Below are 16,218 nucleotides of genomic sequence, written 5' to 3' on the forward strand. Positions count from 1 at the left end.
AAGTCATGAAGGTCGATGTCTCGACTCCGGAGTCCGCTGTTCCCGCAGACCTCCTCGACGAGCGGCTCATCCACGAACAGGGGCTGCGCGGCCGCCTCGACGCCTTCAGGATGCGGGCGAGCAACGGTGATCTGGGTGCGATACCCGTGGTCATCGGGCTGGTCATCATCTGGATCGCGTTCGGCTCACTCAACGACCATTTCCTGTCCAGCCGCAACCTTTCCAACCTCCTGCTGGACTGCGCGGCCATTGGGACGATCTCTGTCGGCATCGTTCTCGTGCTCCTGCTCGGCGAGATCGACCTGTCCGTGGGATCGGTGAGCGGTCTGTCGGCGGCGATCCTCGCGGCCGGGTTCGTAGGCAACGGATGGCCACTGCTGGTGGCCATCCTGGCGGCCCTGGCGGCGGGTACGCTGATCGGCTGCGCCTACGGTCTGCTCTACACCCGCTTCGGCGTGCCCAGCTTCGTCATCACGCTCGCCGGGCTGCTGGGCTTCCTGGGCCTGCAATTGTGGATCCTGGGTGACCAGGGGTCCATCAACCTGCCTTTCGACTCCTGGATCGTCCAGTTCTCCCAGCGGCAGTTCCTTTCACCCACGACGTCTTACATCGCGGTGGCCCTCACGGTTGGGCTCTATGCCGCCTCGTCCTTCGCGCGGAGGCGGCGCCGCGCCTCCGCCGGCCTGTCGGCGGCTCCGGTGAACGGCATCGTGGTCAAGGCGGTCCTGCTCACGGCCGTGCTGGCCGTTCCGGTGTGGTATCTCAACACGAGTCGCGGCGTGGGCTCCATGTTCGTGCTCTTCGTGGCGATCGTGGTTGTCATGGACTTCTTGCTCCGCCGTACGCGATGGGGGCGCTCGGTCTTCGCCGTGGGCGGCAACGTCGAGGCTGCAAGGCGAGCCGGTCTGCCCGTCCGCCGGATCTACATCACTGTCTTCACGCTCTGTTCGACCTACGCCGTCCTCGGTGGCCTGATGGTGGCCGGACGGCTCGCCGCGGCCAACCAGGGCAGTGGCGCCGGTGACATCAACCTCAACGCGATCGCAGCCGCGGTCATCGGTGGCACGAGCCTGTTCGGCGGTCGGGGAAGCGCGTACTCGGCACTGCTGGGCATCGTGGTGATCCAGTCGATCTCGAGCGGGCTCACGCTGCTGAACTTCGACTCCTCTGTGCGGTTCATGATTACCGGCGCGGTCCTGCTGCTCGCCGTCATCGTGGACTCCCTCTCTCGGCGCTCCCGTACCGCGCACGGACAGGGCTGAACCGCTCGGCTCCGCCCCTGCACCTCCGCCCGCTTGGGAGAGGCGCCACGAGGACGCGGCCGTGCTGCTACTCCGGCAGAGGCGGTTGTTCCAGGACGGGCTGCAGCAGGCGCTCAGCGGCCCCCAGCAGGGCGGCGTCCCGTTGGTCGGATGAGACGACGAGGATCTCGCGGAGGTCGACGGGCCGCCCGATGCGGCGGGCCAGAGCATGGCTCAGCACAGTGGCGGGATCCGCGGAGTAGAGGGACGACAGCCCTCCGGCCAGCACGATGACATCGGGATCTATGACGTTCAGCAGGCTGCCCAGCCCCTCGCCCAGCCAGGCTGCCGTGTCGCGGACGGACTGGATCGCCCGTTCGTCGCCCCTTTCGGCTGCCTCGTAGACCTCTCTGGCCGCCGCTTCATCGTCGGCGCCACGGTCTTCGATGGGCTTCCAGCGGCGACGCAAAGCCCACCAGTCGACTTCGGTCTCCCAGCAGCCGACGCGGCCGCAGCGGCACGTGCGGCCCTGCGGGTTGATCAACATGTGTCCCACCTCGCCGGTGTAGCCGTGGCGCCCTGACATCAGCCGGCCGTCGACGGTCAGGCCGCCACCGACTCCCGTCGCGCCGTAGAGGTACAGGCACGTCCCCGCGTGCCGGCCTGCCCCGTGCCGGGCCTCGTACAGTGCCGCCAGTGATGCGTCGTTGCCGACGACGACGGGCACGCCAAGGGACCCGGTGGCTGAGAGTTCCTCCTGCAGGGGCACTCCGTTCCAGCCGAGGTTGGCCGCGATGTCGACCCTTCCAGACGGGTCGACCAGACCGTAGATCGCCACGGAGACGCCGACGCAGCGGTTCGCGAAGCGCGCTACAACGGCGGGAAGCAGGTCACGAAGCAGCTTGATCACGCTCTGCGGGCTGTCGTCTGGCAGCCTGTGGACCTGGAGGTCTGTCAGGCGGCGTCCGATCCTCACCACGCCGATGCGCACCTGGTGCGGAGCCACTTCGCAGGCGACCGTGACAGGGCTGACTGGCCCCGGCCGCAGCGTGGTCGTGGGGCGCCCGCGGCGCCCGGTGCGGGGTGCGTCGAGTTCCTCCACCAGGCCGTAGGCCACGAGGTCGCCGACGACCTGCGCGGTCGTGTTGCGGGAGACGGCCAGCGCGGAGGTCAGTTCGGCTCTGGTCACCTCCGCCCGCTCGTGGAGCAGGAGGAGGGCGCGCGACAGATTGCTCTGCCGGAGGGAGGCGGTTGTGTTGTTCACGGCACCATTGTAGTATGTCCTTGTCGAGGACATAAACTTGACGAGTATCAGAAAGCAGAACATGACCCGTGTCCGTGTGTCACCAGACCGCCTGCTCGCGCACCGCGAGGGCGACCTCACGCCACCGAAGACGTGCGAGGCGCTCCTGTTCGACTGGGACGGGACGCTCGCGGACAGCACGTCGGCCAACTACGCGAGCCTCCACCGAGCCCTGACGGGGACCGGTGCGGCGCTCACCCGTGACTGGTTCGACCGGCGCACCGGCCTGTCCACCCGGGAGATGGTGTCCATCATCGCCGCCGAGCAGCGTCTCGACCTGGATACCGACTCCGTCGTCGCCCTGCGCGACCGCGCCTATCTGGGCCTTCTCTCGGAGGTGCGTGCCGTGCGGCCGCTGGCCGCCTTGGCTCGCCGGGAACACGGCCGGCGGCGGACGGCCGTCGCGTCAGGCAGTGGCGCCCACACCCTGCATCCGACGATCGACGCCCTCGGCCTCCGGCTTCTGTTCGACACGATCGTGACCCGTGAGGACGCCCAGCGAGGCAAGCCCGCACCCGATCTCTTCCTCGAGGCACTCCATCGGCTCAAGGTGCCGGTCGCCCGCGCTCTGGTGTACGAGGACAGTGACGAAGGCGTTGAAGCGGCGCTGCGCGCCGGCGTCAGTGTCGTCGACGTGCGACCCCTCACCGGCCGCGGCCACCTGGTGCCCCCCGCCCCGGGCGCGGGCGCCGTATCCCCACGCTGATCAACGAAGCCGAGGAGAAACATGCGCGTCGCCGCGTTCCCGAAGTGCTACATCGACGAGATCTCCCATGGGCAGATGTCGCTGTTCGAATGGATCGAGCAGGCACAGACCCTTGACGTCGACGGGCTGGAGCTTTACGAGCGATTCCTGCCGTCGACGGACGTGACCTTCCTCGACCAGGTCGGTGACGCATTGCAGAGGCACGGTTTCGAAATGCCCATGCTGTGTTGTTCACCCGACTTCACCCATCCCGATGCGGGTGAGCGTCAGCGCGCCGTGGACCGCGAGATGGAAATGATCGCCGTTGCGCGTCACCTGGGCGGGCCGGGCGTGACCTGCCGGGTGCTGTCCGGCCAGCGGCACCCCGGCGTCACCGACGAGCAAGGGATCGCCTGGGTCCTTGAGGCGCTCGACCGGCTGCTGCCCGTGGCTCGGCAGCACGACGTCGTCCTGGCGATGGAGAACCACTACAAGGACGGCAACTGGCGTTATCCAGAGTTCGCGCAGCGTCCCGAGATCTTTCGCCACATCGTGGACGCGGTGCAGGACCGCGACCATTTCGGTGTCCAGTTCGATCCCTCGAACGCCATCGTCGCAGGGGCCGACCCTGTGGACTTCCTTCGCACCGTGGCCGACCGGATCGTCAGCATGCAGGCATCCGACCGATACCTGGAGGAGGGTCACTCGCTTGCGGAGATGCGTGAAGCCGACGGCACCCTGGGATACTCCCCTCACCTCAAGCACGGAGTCGTCGGTCGGGGGCTCAACGACTACGACGAGATCTTCCGCATCCTGCGCGCGGTCGGGTATGACGGGTGGATCAGCATCGAAGACGGCCTCAACGGGCTGGAGGAGATGGCCGAAAGCGTCCGGTTCCTCCGAGCAAAGATCTCCCAGTACCCCGCGCCACCGGAGGGTGCCTCCGACTTCGTGTCCGCCGCCGCGCCCACGGCCCTCGCCGACGGCGAGGACCGGTCATGAAGGCCCTGGTGAAGTACGGGGCCGCGGACGGTGACGTCGAGATCCGCGAACTGCCGGAGCCCGAAGCGACTCCCGGCCGCATCCTGGTCGAGGTCGAAGCCGTCGGTGTGTGCGGCAGCGACCTCCACATGTGGCGCAACACCCACAGCTGGCCGGTCAGCCAGCCCGTCGTCCTCGGCCACGAGATGGCCGGGCGGGTAGTCGACGCCGGTGGAATACGCGGGATCGTCCCCGGCCAGCGGATCACCTGCGAGACGGCGGCGTCGGTGTGCGGCTCCTGCACCTACTGCCGGACAGGCGCCTACAACATGTGCCCAGAGCGCCGCGGTTACGGAGCACTGGCCGACGGCGCCTTCACTCGGCTGCTCTCCGTCCGTCCGGACATCGTCCACGTGGTCCCGGACGGCGTGCCGACCGAACACGCCGCGCTGAGCGAGCCGGTCTGCGTCGCCTACAACGCGCTCGTCGAACGGACCCGGATCGTTCCCGGCGATGTCGTTGTCATCCAGGGTGCCGGAGCCATCGGCATCATGGCGGCGCAGGTCGCCCGGCTCGCCGGAGCCGGAACGGTCGTGATGCTCGGGACAGCCGTCGACGCGAAGCGGCTTCCCGTCGCACTGGCCGTTGGCGCGGACCACGCCGTGGACATCACAACGTGCGACCCCGGCGAAGTGGTCCGCGATCTCGGAGACGGGCGGGGCGCGGACCTGGTTGTCGACTGCACCGGTGTCAGCCGCGCGCTGCTGCAGTCCATGCAGTTCGTCCGCCCGCTCGGCACCATCGCCAAGATCGGATGGGGGCCGCAGCCGTTGGATTTCAGCCTCGACCCCCTGGTGGCCAAGGCGGTGACGCTGGCCGGCTCGTTCAGCCACACCTACGAAACGTGGGAACGCGTGCTGAGACTCATGTCCACTGGTGCCGTTCGCATGGCTCCCCTCGTCGGCGGCGTGTACGACCTTCCCGACTGGAACGAGGCGTTCGAGGCGATGGAGAACGGCACCAACGTCAAATCGGTCATCAGCGGATTCTGAGCAGGACGTGCCCGTCCGTTCGTCGATCAAGAGGATCCTCCGTGTTCTCAGCCCAGGTCTGCGGCCATGTCTGCCTCGACCTCATTCCCACGCTGTCGTCAGCCCCTTCCACGTTGCCCGGCGCTCTGCACGACGTGGGGCCGCTCCAGGCTCGCCCCGGCGGCTGCGTCGCCAACACCGGCGGCGACCTGCACGCGCTCGGATCCCGCGTCACCACAGTGAGCCGCATCGGCTCGGACGAGGCCGGACACATCCTGGCGCGGCTGCTCACCGCACGGGACAGCGCTGTCCACACCCTTCTTACCGAGCATCAGGCCGGAACGTCGTACTCCATTGTCGTCCAGTCGCCCGGCTCTGATCGCACGTTCTGGCACCACCCGGGCGCCAATAACTCCTTCGCGGTGAGCGACGTGAACCCCCGTGCCTCCGACCTGCTGCATCTGGGATACCCGCCGCTGCTTGCGGGGTTGACCGCCGATGGTGCGGTCGGCTGGCTGGACTTGTTCAGTGAGGCACGGGCGGCGGGCGTGACCACCTCCCTCGATCTTGCCGTGGTGGACTCGAGATCCGCGGCCGCGACCGTGGACTGGCCCTCTGTACTGGCGCGCGTCCTGCCGTTGTGCGACGTGATCAGTCCGAGCCGGGACGACTTGATCTCCGCGCTCGGATGGGCGATACCGGCGTCCCAGCGTGGGCTGGTGGATGCCGCGCGGGCGTTGCTGGACAGGGGCGTCGCCGTTGCCATGGTCAGCGGCGGTACTGTCGGGCTGGCACTGGCGGTGGCCGAACGGCACCGGTTGGCCAAGAGCCGCGTCATGCTCGCCAACGCGGCCGAGTGGGCGGGCCAGACATGGTGGATGCCGGCACCGCCGGTGTCCGCGACCGGCACCACCGGAGCGGGAGACGCGGCATCGGCCGGCCTACTGTACGGACTACTCACTGGTCGGGGTCCCGCGCGCAGCCTGATGACCGCCGCCGCCGCGGCCGCGCACCGCGTCGGAGATGCCGAGAGGTTGCCCCCTTACGGGGATGGCACGGCCTATCTCACCGCGACTGGACCGTTCCGTATGCCTGACTGAACCGCGCGGGCGGCGTGTGACCTCGGGGCGCCACCAGACGTGGCTGACCGCCCCGCCGTCATCCGAGAGACACCATCCAGAGACTTCGTCCAGAGAAGTCACCCACAAGGAAACGAGAAGTCATGTCATTTCACCGTCTCAACCGTCTGCTCCATCCCCGGACCGGGCGCTGTCTCGACGTCGCCGTCGACCACGGCTTCTTCGGGGAGCCCTCGTTCCTCACCGGGATCGAGGACATGACCGGCGTCGTCGACGCCCTTGTCGGCGCGGCACCGGACGCGATCCAGCTGACACCCGGGCAAGCAGCGCTGTTGCAAGAGCGGCCCGGCCGCGACAAGCCGGCGCTGGTGCTGCGCACCGACATCGCGAACGTGTACGGCAACCCCTTGGATCCGTACCTGTTCAGCGTGCACTTCCCGGACGCCGTCGAGCAGGCGGTGAGGCTGGACGCCGCCTGCGTGGTCGCCAATCTGCTGCACCTGCCCGGCCGCCCCGAGGTGAGGGAAGCTTGCATCCGCAGCATCATGGCGCTCAGACGGGACTGCACCGCCGCGGGAATGCCACTGATGATCGAGCCGCTCGTCATGCGCGACAACAGCATCGGTGGCGGCTACATGGTCGACGGCGACGTGCTCAAGATCACGGCACTGGTGAGGCAGGCCCGCGAGCTTGGGGCCGACCTGATCAAAGCGGACCCTACCGACGACGTGCTCGAATACCACCGCGTTGTGCAGGCGGCCGGAGACGTGCCCGTCCTCGTCCGCGGGGGTGGCAAGGTGGACGACCGCGAACTGCTCAACCGAACCGAGGCCGTCCTGCGGCAAGGGGCACGGGGCATCGTCTACGGCCGGAACATCATCCAGCATGCGAACCCCGCTGCGATCGTCCGCGCCCTGATGTCCGTCCTTCACGAGGGAACGGGCGCGGAGCAGGCCGCAGAGCAACTCGCCGCCAGTGCGGAGGGACGCCGATGAACCGGCAGCGGGTCAACATCGGCATCATAGGCGGGGGCCTCATGGGTCGCGAGATCGCCACCGCACTGGGGCGCTGGCACGCCCTCGTCGACCACCCGGTCAGTCCGCGGCTGACCGCGGTCTGCGATACGAATCCGGCGGCACTGGCGTGGTTCGACCAGATCGAGAGCGTCACGACCAAGGTCGCCGACTACCGTGACCTGCTCGCGGACGACAAGATCGATGTGGTCTACATCGCAGTACGGCACGACCTTCACGAGCAGATGTACATCGACGCCATCAGAGCAGGCAAGGACCTGCTCGGCGAGAAGCCCTTCGGCATCGACCTGGACGCGGCATCCGCCATCGCTGCGGCGACGGCCGAGGCTCCTGACGTCTTCGTCCGCTGCTCCAGCGAGATGCCGTTCTATCCCGGTGCCCAGGCGGCGATCGACCACATCCGGTCGGACACGCTTGGCGATCTGATCGAGGCATCCTGCGGCTTCAGCCACTCCAGCGACCTCGACCTCAGCAAACCGATCAACTGGAAGCGCCAGCGGCAGTACTGCGGCGAGGCGGGCGTGATGAACGACCTGGGCATGCACGTGCTGCACGTCCCTCTGCGCCTCGGCTGGCATCCGACCTCCGTGTTCGCGATACTGCAGGACCTTGTCCCACGGCGCCACGACGCTTCCGGCCGGCTCGTTGACTGTGACACCTTCGAGAACGCCACGCTCGTCTGCCAGGCGCCGCGACCGAACGCAACAGGCGGGTTCCCGCTCACCCTGACAACCAAGCGCATCGACCCAGGCCAGAAGAATACCTGGTCCCTGCACGTCACCGGCATGCAGGGCGGAGTCTCCTTCAGCACCCGAGAGCCCCGCACACTGCGCGTCATGGAGTCCCGCCGGGGCGAGCAGGTATGGCAGGAGGTGCAGATGGGCAGTCAGTCGGTCTGGCCGACGGTGACCGGAGGCATCTTCGAGACCGGGTTCTCCGACGCGATTCTGCAGATGTGGGCCGTGTACCTCGCGGAGAGGGCCGGTGCTCTCGGCGACCGGTTCGGCTGCGTGACCATGCAGGAAGCGGTCAGCAGCCATGCCATCTTCGCCGCGGCACTGGAGAGCCACCGCGGACAACGTGCGGTCACCCCCTCGACGGCACCTGCTCTTCATGTCTAGCCATTTCTCCCGGCCTCACCCGCGCGAGCGTGACGAGGTCTCGTCCTTGTCCGTCCGACCGGGACGGGCAGGGACGTTGCGCCTGACACCGACCTCTGCCCCCGACCCCGCCGAAGGGGCCGTCCTGGTCGACACCTTGTGGCTAGGGATCTGCGGAACGGACCGGGAGATCGCGGCTGGCGCTCTGGGGCGTCCCCCCACCGGAGAGGACGACCTGGTGCTCGGCCACGAGGTCGTCGGCCGGATCGCGGAGGCTCCCGAAAGCTCCGAACTGACAGCGGGCCAGCTCGTGACCGTGATCGTACGAAGACCGGTCGGCACGCCGTGCCGTAACTGTGCGGCCGGGAACTGGGACCTCTGCATGGACGGTCACTTCACCGAGCACGGCATCTTCGGCCGCCACGGATTCGGGCGCCGCCAGTTCCGCATCGAGCCCGACGCGGTCGTCCCGGTGCCAGCGGATCTGGGGATGTGCGGCGTGCTCGTCGAGCCCGCCAGCGTGGTGGCGAAGGCCTGGCAGCACATCGACCACCTGACCCGGCGCGTGCCCGCGGCGACAGGTGCCGTGCTGGTGACCGGCGCAGGGCCGATCGGGCTCCTCGCGGCACTGTTGTCCACCCAGCGCGGCCACGAGACCTACCTTCTCGACCGCACAGGTGGGGAACACCGGCAGCACCTCGCCGCGGCCGTCGGCGCGCACCTCGTGGTCGGGAGCGTCGACGACCTCGACATCTCCCCGGCCGTCGTCGTCGAGGCCACCGGGTCCGGCAGCATCGTGCGTTCCGTCGTGCACGCCGCGGCGCCCAACGCCGTCGTCTGCCTCCTGGGCGTCTGCGCCTCATCGGCTGAGGCATCCTGGGACGTGGGGCTGATGAACAACGTCCTGGTGCACAGCAACAAGCTGCTCTTCGGCAGCGTCAGCGCCAGCCGGACCCACTACGACCTCGCGATTCGGGCCCTCCAGAACGCACCACCGGAATGGCTGGATCGCATGATCACCCGGCGCCTCCCGGTCCGCCACGCCATGGCTGCCTTCGACAAGGAGCCGGAAGACATCAAGACGGTCATCGACTTCACGGGACACGGGCCATCGGCCGCGCCGGAGACGGCGGGGGCATCGTGACCACGCCCAACACGCCCAACGCCGGAGCACCTGCGAACGTCGTGTCGCCCATGCTCGTTGACGCGCTGAGGGAGATCGTCGGCAGCGAGCACGTGCGCACGGCACCCGCTGATCTCATCCCGTACGCCCGCGACGCCACACCGCTGTTCAAAGGCTCCCCGGACATCGTGGTCTTCACCAGAACCGCGGAGCAGGTGGCCCGCGTCCTCGCGACGGCGACCGCCAACCGGGTCCCTGTCACGCCCCGCGGAGCCGGCAGCAACCTGTGTGCCGGGACCGTCCCCCTGCGCGGCGGCATCGTCCTCGCCCTGACCCGGATGACCGACATCCTCGAGGTCAGCAAGGCCGAGTTGCTTGCCCGCGTACAGCCGGGCGTGCCGACCGCCAACGCTCGCAGAGGCGTCCGCCGCAGTCGGGGCGATCCTTGAACAGGGAATCGTCCCCTCGACGCTGGAGTTCCTGGACCGCACCTGTATCCGCGCCGTCGAGTCCTACGCCGACCTCGGCCTGGACGTGGATGCGGGAGCCCTGCTGCTTTTCGGTGACGACGGACCACCACAGGTGGTGGCCGAACACCTCGCCGTCATGCGGGACGTGTGCCGGCACGCCGGTGCCCGGCGCGCGGAGGTCGCTACCGACGCGGCCCGGGCCGAAGCGCTCCTCGCCGCCCGCCGATGCTCACTGCCCGCGCTGGCGCGGCTGGGCTCGCTGCTGATCCTGGAAGACGTGACGGTGCCCCGCCCGCACCTTCCGGAGATGGTGTCCCGCATCGAGCGGACGGCCGCCCGACACGGCGTGCTCATCGGCACCTTCGGCCATGCCGGGGACGGCAACCTGCACCCGACGTGCGTCATCGACCCCAACGACGACACCGCGGTCGCGCGCAGCCATGCAGCCTTCGACCACATCTTCACCGCGGCACTCGAACTGGGCGGGAGCATCACGGGCGAACACGGGGTGGGCGCGGCAAAGCTGCCATACCTGGAGCGCCACCTCGGCTCGGACCAGCTGATGCTCATGGCCCGGATCAAGAAGGCCTTCGACCCCGCGGGCATCCTCAATCCCGGAAAGCTGGGCTCATGACCGTTCATGGGGACCCCCCCGGCATGAGACGAACCTCGAACGGTCCGTTGCCGGACGACCTCCTGTCCACCTGCGTCTCCTGCGGTTTTTGCCTGCCCGCGTGCCCGACGTACAACCTCACCGGCGATGAGAGGTCCTCGCCGCGCGGGCGTATCAACCTCATGCGGGCGCTGCAGGAGGGAACGCTCACCGCGGACGACCCCACCATGATCGAGGAGTCCTCCTTCTGCATGGGATGCCGGGCCTGCGAACCCGTCTGCCCGGCCGGCGTGCAGTATGGTCACTTGCTCGAACAGTGGCGCCACGAGGTCTGGCAGGGAGACCACAAGCCCGTCCTCGTCCGACTGCTGACGGCGATCGTGACGCACCGGCGACTGGTCCACCTGCTTGGTGTGCCCCGCCTGCTGCGCCATCTGGTGACTTCTCGAGGCGGGCGGCAAGTCGCCACCGCGGGCGAACCGGCTGACCGCTCACCGGCCCGCGACGCCACGCGGCCCGGAGCACAGCTGATGCTCGGCTGCTTCGAGCGGGCCCTGTTCCCGGCAGTCTCCGATGCGGCGCAGGCTCTCGCCCCCGAACTGGAAGTGCCCGCGCCGCAGGGGTGCTGCGGCGCCCTGCACGCGCACAACGCCGATCCGGAGCGTGGCTCGGCCATGGCCGAGCGTCTCGGGAGTGAGCTGCCGGGACTCATCGTCACGACAGCGGGCGGTTGTGCCGCTCACCTCGCCTCCGTCCTGGGCGAGGAGCGGGTGCTCGAACTCTCCCAGTACCTATCAACGGCGTGGCGGCCCACGGGCCACTTGCTCTTCGGAGGCCGCCGGGCGAGGGTAGCGCTACAGGACTCCTGTCACCTGCGCAACGGCTTGGGCGTGTGGCGGGAGCCACGCGACCTCATCGCCGCCGTAGCCGACTACGTGGAACTGCCAGGGGCCGCTACGTGCTGCGGGGCAGCGGGCACATACTCGTTGCTGCGCCCCGCCGACAGCCGGGCAGTGCTCGCGCCGAAGCTGGAGGCGCTCGAAGAGGCGAACGTCGACGTGGTGGTCGCGCTCAACCCGGGCTGCCTGCGCCAATTGCGGTCCGGCCTGGCCCGCGCCGGTTCACCCATCACGGCCATGCACCTGGCCGAGCTGCTCCTGGCCGCGCGGCAGAACCGCGACATCGGGGCGCCTCACCGCAAGGGGCCCCTTCGGCTGCTCCGCCGCGGGTCCCGCGGCAGGCAGGCACAGCCGCGCGGAGGTACGGGTGCAGGCTGAACGCGTGACCGATCCGCTCGCCTACCACGGTGAGGGGCCAGTGTGGGCCGAAAGCTGGGGAGGACTCAAATGGGTCGACATGTTCGCCGGTGATCTCCTGTCGCTCGACCCCGATACCGGCACGGTTCACCGTGACCACCTCACTGACACCCTGACCTCGATCCGTCCCGCTCCCGACGGAGGCATCGTCGCGGCCGTCGACCGTGGCTTCGCCGTCTTCCAGGAACGGGCCGGCAGATTCGTGACCCGATCGGTGACGCGGCTCTGGGCGGACCCGAGCATCCGCATGAACGACGGCGCCTGCGACCCGCAAGGCCGGTTCTACGCCGGTTCCTACGACACCACCGGACTGGGGAGGGGAGTGCTCCACCGCCTTGATCCCGACGGCACTCATCACGTGGTGCTGCGTGGGATAGACGTCTCGAACGGGCTGGACTGGTCCGAAGACGGGCTTCGCGCCTTCTATGTGGACAGCCCCACACAACGCATCGACATACTCGATTTCGACCCCATTGAGGGCCGGTTCGGCGGGCGCCGTCCCTTCGCGCACGTTCATGTGCGGGATGGCGTCCCCGACGGTCTGGCCGTGGACGCGAAGGGAGGTGTATGGGTCGCGCTCTACGGTGGAGGATGCGTGCGCCGCTACCACCCTGGTGGTACGTGGGATCGTGACGTGAGGCTGCCGGTCGCACGCGTAACGGCGTGCACGTTCGGAGGGCCGCGCCTCGACTGGCTGTACGTGACGACGTCGCGGGAGAATGCTTCGGCACCTGAGCCCTCGGCCGGAGCCCTTTTCCGGATTCCGGTCGACGTGCCGGGCGTGCCCGTGCGGGCGTTCGGTATGAGGCATGGTGGGTCACCATGAATTTCCATCAGCCGCTGCGAGCTGATGGTGCGCCAATCCGGAGTCCACCGCCGTTCCGCCGACCGAAGGTCATCGACGACAAGCGGCAGCCGCTCCGCCGATACGGCCGGCCAACGGCCAAGCGGGCTTCTCGATGGAATCCACGCACCTGCCCTCGACCCAGCGCGCACCCCACCTCGCACACGAGGTGCGCGAAGGGCTGCATGCCGCGCACCAGCACCAGGCAAGCCCGGCATCCTTCGCCGAGACCGCGGATTCACCAGGTTCGTCCACTGGTTCCTGCTCAAACGCGCCCGCCGACGCGCCGCCCATCGGCGTCACCCTGCCGACTCCGCCACTCCGCTGCGCACCAGGGTCCGTGTCGCCCTGGAACTACTGGCCTGGCTCGATGAGCACGGCCTTGAGCTCGCGACGTTGACCCAACCTGAGCTGGAGCGGTGGCTGGCAGCCGGGAACACCCGCACCTACACCATCCGCTACTTCCTCGGCTGGGCCGCCGAGCGTCGTATCGCCCCCAGACTCACCGTCCCGAAGATTCCCCGGCAAGACCCCGTACGGATCCTCGCCGATGTCCGTTCTGACTGAATCCTGCCAGCGGCCAACACGCCGAGCCGCGGGTTGCAAGGTAGATCCGAACAGCGATCGTCGATCTTGTTCAGACCTACCTTGCACTTTCGGTGGAGATAGGCCGTCGACATCGGTCCTGAAGCGCCCGGCAGGTGCCGTCCCGTCTCCGTGTGTATCGTCCAGGTGCCGTGTAGGGCTGGACGGCGCGGCGCGCGGTGCCTCAGCGGCGAAGCTGCTCTACCGCCATCGACCACCAGGTGTCGGGGCGCCGGAAAGCGAAGTCGTCTCGCTCCATCAGCCTCATCACGAACTCCTGCGTCTCGATTTTCTGGCCGCGCACGTTGGATGGCGCGGGTGCGGTGGACCAGACGCCCAAGTGGAAGATGAATTCAAGGAAGTCGGCAAGTGAGCTGTTGACGATTTCCGACTTGGCGACGCCGTCGTCTTTCAAAGTGAGAAGGACGACGTATCCGTCGCGGACGTCGAGGAAATAGCGCATCCCTTTCTCGTCGCGTGGGCCGCCCAGGAACAGGGCCACGGAGTCCTGCCCGGAGGACTGGTACGGCTGGGCCGTGAAGAGCTCCGGTGAGCCTACGACGTTCGTCGTGAACAGTGGCCCGGCATCTCGCGGGAGGCCGAGCCTGGTCAGCAGGAACAGGTTCTCGTCGGACAGGCCCGCGTCCTTCGCCTCATTCCAATTCATGGTGACGACACCGTCCGCGCCGAAGGCCCGCTCCAAATCCTCACGATTGATCATCGCGCCCCTCCTTCATGTGGCCCAAAAACTCATGATCGACTTGTCAGTGTGAAGGGACGTCATCGTGGCCCACACATCGGCCAGCCCCAGTCGAGCTCCCGCGCCGCACACGCCACTTCGAAGTCACTCGCCAACGCGAATTCCTCGATGGCCAACAAGAGAGTCATAGCTGTCATCTTCCCTGTCAGGCCTCTCCTGTCGCAGGGCTGATCCGGACGTTGCATGATCGATCGCAAGATAGGTCCGAACGTCGCGAGGTCATGCACAGGACGGCCACACCTCTTGACGAGATGACGGTTCGTCCCATGATGTCCCTCCTCATCCCTCCAGATACAAGGTTCCTCCGGACGTCGCACGGCCGGTGGCAAGGTAAGTCCGGACGTGGCAAGGTTCGCGCGCACCGGACAAAAGTGCTGTCCGTTCCGCGTGAAAGCTGCAAGCGCCCGCCGCGCTGAGCAGCGGGTTTTGAGGTAGGTCCGGACCGCGACAGCCGATCTTGTTCAGACTTTCTTTTCAATTTCGGTGGATCTTGATTGGGGCGAACGTGGTGCTCGGCCCGAGTTGCTGGATGCGGCGTATCTCTCCAACTTCTAGCCGGTAGTGGACAGTCGGTGTCGAGCTGCTTCAGCAGGCTCTCGACGGCATGGTCGGGTGCGAACTGAAGCAGCCAGTCGGCGAACCGCCGACCATACTCGGCCATGGCGGGACCGGTGATGATGGCCTCGTCGTCAGGAGGTGTCAGCCCGAAGTGTTGGGCTAGCCAGGTGAGGTACTGCTCACGACCCAGGGTGTATTCGTCGTCCTCGTCGAACTCGCTGACGATGGCGAGCAACCGGAACAATCAGTCCTCGACCCGAGCCGGGATGGGGGTCCGGGTCGCCGAACGGGAGCTCTTCTGTTCAGACGGTCGGCAACTCCCATATGCCGACAGCGCCCTCAAGGCCACCGGTAACGGCGACCGGACGGCCGTCGATCTCCGCGATCGCCGCGGCCCAGACCTCGTCGCGGTGGACGGTCAGGGCGTCTCCCACCTGGATTCCGTTTGCCAGATCCCACACGCGGGCCGTGCCGTCCTGAGCACCGGTCACCGCGAACACGCCCGCAGCCGCGAGAGCACGGACGGCATTCTCGTGCCCGGACATGGGCGGGCAAGTCCGCTCGCCGGTGAGGAGATCCCACGCCGAAAGGCAGCCGGCCTGGCTGGCTGTCAGGGCCACCGCGCGGTCGTTCACTTCGGTGATCGCAATGGCAGTGACTCCGCGTTCGGCGGCGGCCGGGATCGCCGACCGCATCTGCCCGGACAGCAGATCCCAAAGCTGGAGACCCGCGTCGCCGTTCACGGTGACGGCAACCGGCCGCCCGCTCAACGTGGCGGCAGTCGCCCTTCCGGCCATTACCCCGAAACGCGCCATTCGCTCACCGGAAGTGAGGTTCCAGGCCAGCAGTTCGTCCTCATACAGGGCGATGGCCAGCAGGCATCCTTCAGCCCGGACTGTCGCCAAGGAGTAGATGTCCGTGGAAGGGCCGGTCAGGGTCTTTCCGATCTTCCGGCCCGTCTCCAGATCCCAGACCCTGACAGCTCCGCCACCGTATTCAGGTCCAAGGATCGCGGTGAGGTCGCGGAAACCGCCGCCGGTTACCGCCACTGGCTTGTGGTTCACGTGGCCTGTTGCCAGGAGAGAGACGGTGTAGCCCGGATCCGCACCAAAGTCCGCAAAGGGGTCCTGTAGGTCGTGATACTCATCCCAGATCTCACCGTCGAGGTCGGGAATCTGCTCCTCAGGCCCTGCGGCGTCCAGATCGAGGCAGCATTTCCGCCGTTCACCGGTGACCAGGTTCCACGTCCAGACGGTCCCGGCCCGGTCGGCACCGAGGACACCTGGAGCGCCCTCTATATCCAGGGCGGCGAGCTTGTCCATCGCATGGTGGGTGTGACCAGAGAGCCAGTGCCGCAGCCGAGGGTAAGCCATACGCGCGGATGCTACTCGACTTCCGTGTGGTGGAAGTCCCCCACGCGGCGCCGATCAGCAGCCGCTTCTTCGCGGCGGAGACCCTGCCTCGGCCTCCCTGGACGGCGTGGGTTTCCGGCGGT

The 16,218-nt window shown here is 67.8% G+C and carries 16 protein-coding genes; 13 read left to right on the forward strand and 3 right to left on the reverse strand.

What is annotated here, in order from left to right; genetic code table 11:
• The first annotated feature begins 5 nt into the window (after nt 1-5).
• Complete coding sequence (locus EDD27_RS32435; protein WP_127935768.1) at nt 6-1,262, forward strand: sugar ABC transporter permease; 1,257 nt, start codon at nt 6-8, stop codon at nt 1,260-1,262.
• Nucleotides 1,263-1,329: 67 nt separating this feature from the next.
• On the opposite strand, the gene EDD27_RS32440 is transcribed toward EDD27_RS32435, so the two are convergent.
• A complete protein-coding gene (locus tag EDD27_RS32440; RefSeq protein ID WP_164903879.1) occupies nt 1,330-2,505 on the reverse strand; it encodes an ROK family transcriptional regulator in 1,176 nt (391 codons plus the stop codon).
• A 61-nt stretch (nt 2,506-2,566) separates the two neighbouring features.
• Between EDD27_RS32440 and EDD27_RS32445 the strand changes: the two genes are divergently transcribed.
• The 12 genes from EDD27_RS32445 (at nt 2,567) to EDD27_RS54690 (ending at nt 13,387) form a co-directional block, all read left to right on the forward strand.
• Nucleotides 2,567-3,250 (forward strand): HAD family hydrolase, encoded by a 684-nt coding sequence (locus tag EDD27_RS32445; RefSeq protein ID WP_127935770.1) that lies wholly within the window; start codon nt 2,567-2,569, stop codon nt 3,248-3,250.
• A 21-nt stretch (nt 3,251-3,271) separates the two neighbouring features.
• Nucleotides 3,272-4,231 carry a sugar phosphate isomerase/epimerase family protein gene (locus EDD27_RS32450; RefSeq protein WP_127935771.1) on the forward strand — a complete coding sequence of 320 codons (960 nt, stop codon included), beginning with the start codon at nt 3,272-3,274 and terminating at the stop codon, nt 4,229-4,231.
• Complete coding sequence (locus tag EDD27_RS32455; RefSeq protein WP_127935772.1) at nt 4,228-5,262, forward strand: zinc-binding dehydrogenase; 1,035 nt, start codon at nt 4,228-4,230, stop codon at nt 5,260-5,262. The genes EDD27_RS32450 and EDD27_RS32455 overlap by 4 nt, the downstream gene beginning before the upstream one ends.
• A 41-nt stretch (nt 5,263-5,303) precedes the next feature.
• Complete coding sequence (locus tag EDD27_RS32460; protein ID WP_164903880.1) at nt 5,304-6,341, forward strand: carbohydrate kinase family protein; 1,038 nt, start codon at nt 5,304-5,306, stop codon at nt 6,339-6,341.
• A gap of 122 nt (nt 6,342-6,463) precedes the next feature.
• Entirely contained in the window at nt 6,464-7,315 is an 852-nt protein-coding gene (locus tag EDD27_RS32465; RefSeq protein ID WP_127935774.1) for a class I fructose-bisphosphate aldolase, read from the forward strand.
• Entirely contained in the window at nt 7,312-8,475 is a 1,164-nt protein-coding gene (locus EDD27_RS32470; RefSeq protein ID WP_127935775.1) for a Gfo/Idh/MocA family protein, read from the forward strand. The genes EDD27_RS32465 and EDD27_RS32470 overlap by 4 nt, the downstream gene beginning before the upstream one ends.
• Before the next feature lie 46 nt (nt 8,476-8,521).
• A complete protein-coding gene (locus tag EDD27_RS32475) occupies nt 8,522-9,598 on the forward strand; it encodes an alcohol dehydrogenase catalytic domain-containing protein (protein ID WP_164903881.1) in 1,077 nt (358 codons plus the stop codon).
• Nucleotides 9,595-10,026 (forward strand): FAD-binding oxidoreductase, encoded by a 432-nt coding sequence (locus EDD27_RS55890; RefSeq protein ID WP_206641762.1) that lies wholly within the window; start codon nt 9,595-9,597, stop codon nt 10,024-10,026. The genes EDD27_RS32475 and EDD27_RS55890 overlap by 4 nt, the downstream gene beginning before the upstream one ends.
• Nucleotides 9,953-10,681: an FAD-linked oxidase C-terminal domain-containing protein gene (locus tag EDD27_RS32480; protein ID WP_206641763.1), complete on the forward strand. Its 729-nt coding sequence runs from the start codon at nt 9,953-9,955 to the stop codon at nt 10,679-10,681. The genes EDD27_RS55890 and EDD27_RS32480 overlap by 74 nt, the downstream gene beginning before the upstream one ends.
• A gap of 23 nt (nt 10,682-10,704) precedes the next feature.
• Entirely contained in the window at nt 10,705-11,937 is a 1,233-nt protein-coding gene (locus EDD27_RS32485) for a (Fe-S)-binding protein (RefSeq protein WP_127935777.1), read from the forward strand.
• Nucleotides 11,938-11,941: 4 nt separating this feature from the next.
• Entirely contained in the window at nt 11,942-12,802 is an 861-nt protein-coding gene (locus EDD27_RS32490; RefSeq protein WP_241564372.1) for an SMP-30/gluconolactonase/LRE family protein, read from the forward strand.
• 414 nt (nt 12,803-13,216) lie between these two features.
• Complete coding sequence (locus tag EDD27_RS54690; protein ID WP_164903882.1) at nt 13,217-13,387, forward strand: hypothetical protein; 171 nt, start codon at nt 13,217-13,219, stop codon at nt 13,385-13,387.
• A gap of 202 nt (nt 13,388-13,589) precedes the next feature.
• On the opposite strand, the gene EDD27_RS32495 is transcribed toward EDD27_RS54690, so the two are convergent.
• Both EDD27_RS32495 and EDD27_RS32500 read right to left on the reverse strand, forming a co-directional pair.
• Entirely contained in the window at nt 13,590-14,126 is a 537-nt protein-coding gene (locus tag EDD27_RS32495; RefSeq protein WP_127935779.1) for an SUKH-4 family immunity protein, read from the reverse strand.
• Between the two features lie 899 nt (nt 14,127-15,025).
• Complete coding sequence (locus EDD27_RS32500; protein WP_127935780.1) at nt 15,026-16,045, reverse strand: WD40 repeat domain-containing protein; 1,020 nt, start codon at nt 16,043-16,045, stop codon at nt 15,026-15,028.
• Between the last annotated feature and the right edge of the window lie 173 nt (nt 16,046-16,218).

Source organism: Nonomuraea polychroma (assembly GCF_004011505.1).
Classification (GTDB): domain Bacteria; phylum Actinomycetota; class Actinomycetes; order Streptosporangiales; family Streptosporangiaceae; genus Nonomuraea; species Nonomuraea polychroma.

Excerpts from the sequence above, each read along its gene's own strand:
- EDD27_RS32435 (WP_127935768.1), top strand. The coding sequence starts at position 6 with ATGAAGGTCGATGTCTCGACTCCGGAGTCCGCTGTTCCCGCAGACCTC.
- EDD27_RS32445 (WP_127935770.1), top strand. The coding sequence starts at position 2,567 with ATGACCCGTGTCCGTGTGTCACCAGACCGCCTGCTCGCGCACCGCGAG.
- EDD27_RS32450 (WP_127935771.1), top strand. The coding sequence starts at position 3,272 with ATGCGCGTCGCCGCGTTCCCGAAGTGCTACATCGACGAGATCTCCCAT.
- EDD27_RS32455 (WP_127935772.1), top strand. The coding sequence starts at position 4,228 with ATGAAGGCCCTGGTGAAGTACGGGGCCGCGGACGGTGACGTCGAGATC.
- EDD27_RS32465 (WP_127935774.1), top strand. The coding sequence starts at position 6,464 with ATGTCATTTCACCGTCTCAACCGTCTGCTCCATCCCCGGACCGGGCGC.
- EDD27_RS32470 (WP_127935775.1), top strand. The coding sequence starts at position 7,312 with ATGAACCGGCAGCGGGTCAACATCGGCATCATAGGCGGGGGCCTCATG.
- EDD27_RS32485 (WP_127935777.1), top strand. The coding sequence starts at position 10,705 with ATGAGACGAACCTCGAACGGTCCGTTGCCGGACGACCTCCTGTCCACC.
- EDD27_RS32495 (WP_127935779.1), bottom strand. The coding sequence starts at position 14,126 with ATGATCAATCGTGAGGATTTGGAGCGGGCCTTCGGCGCGGACGGTGTC.
- EDD27_RS32500 (WP_127935780.1), bottom strand. The coding sequence starts at position 16,045 with ATGGACAAGCTCGCCGCCCTGGATATAGAGGGCGCTCCAGGTGTCCTC.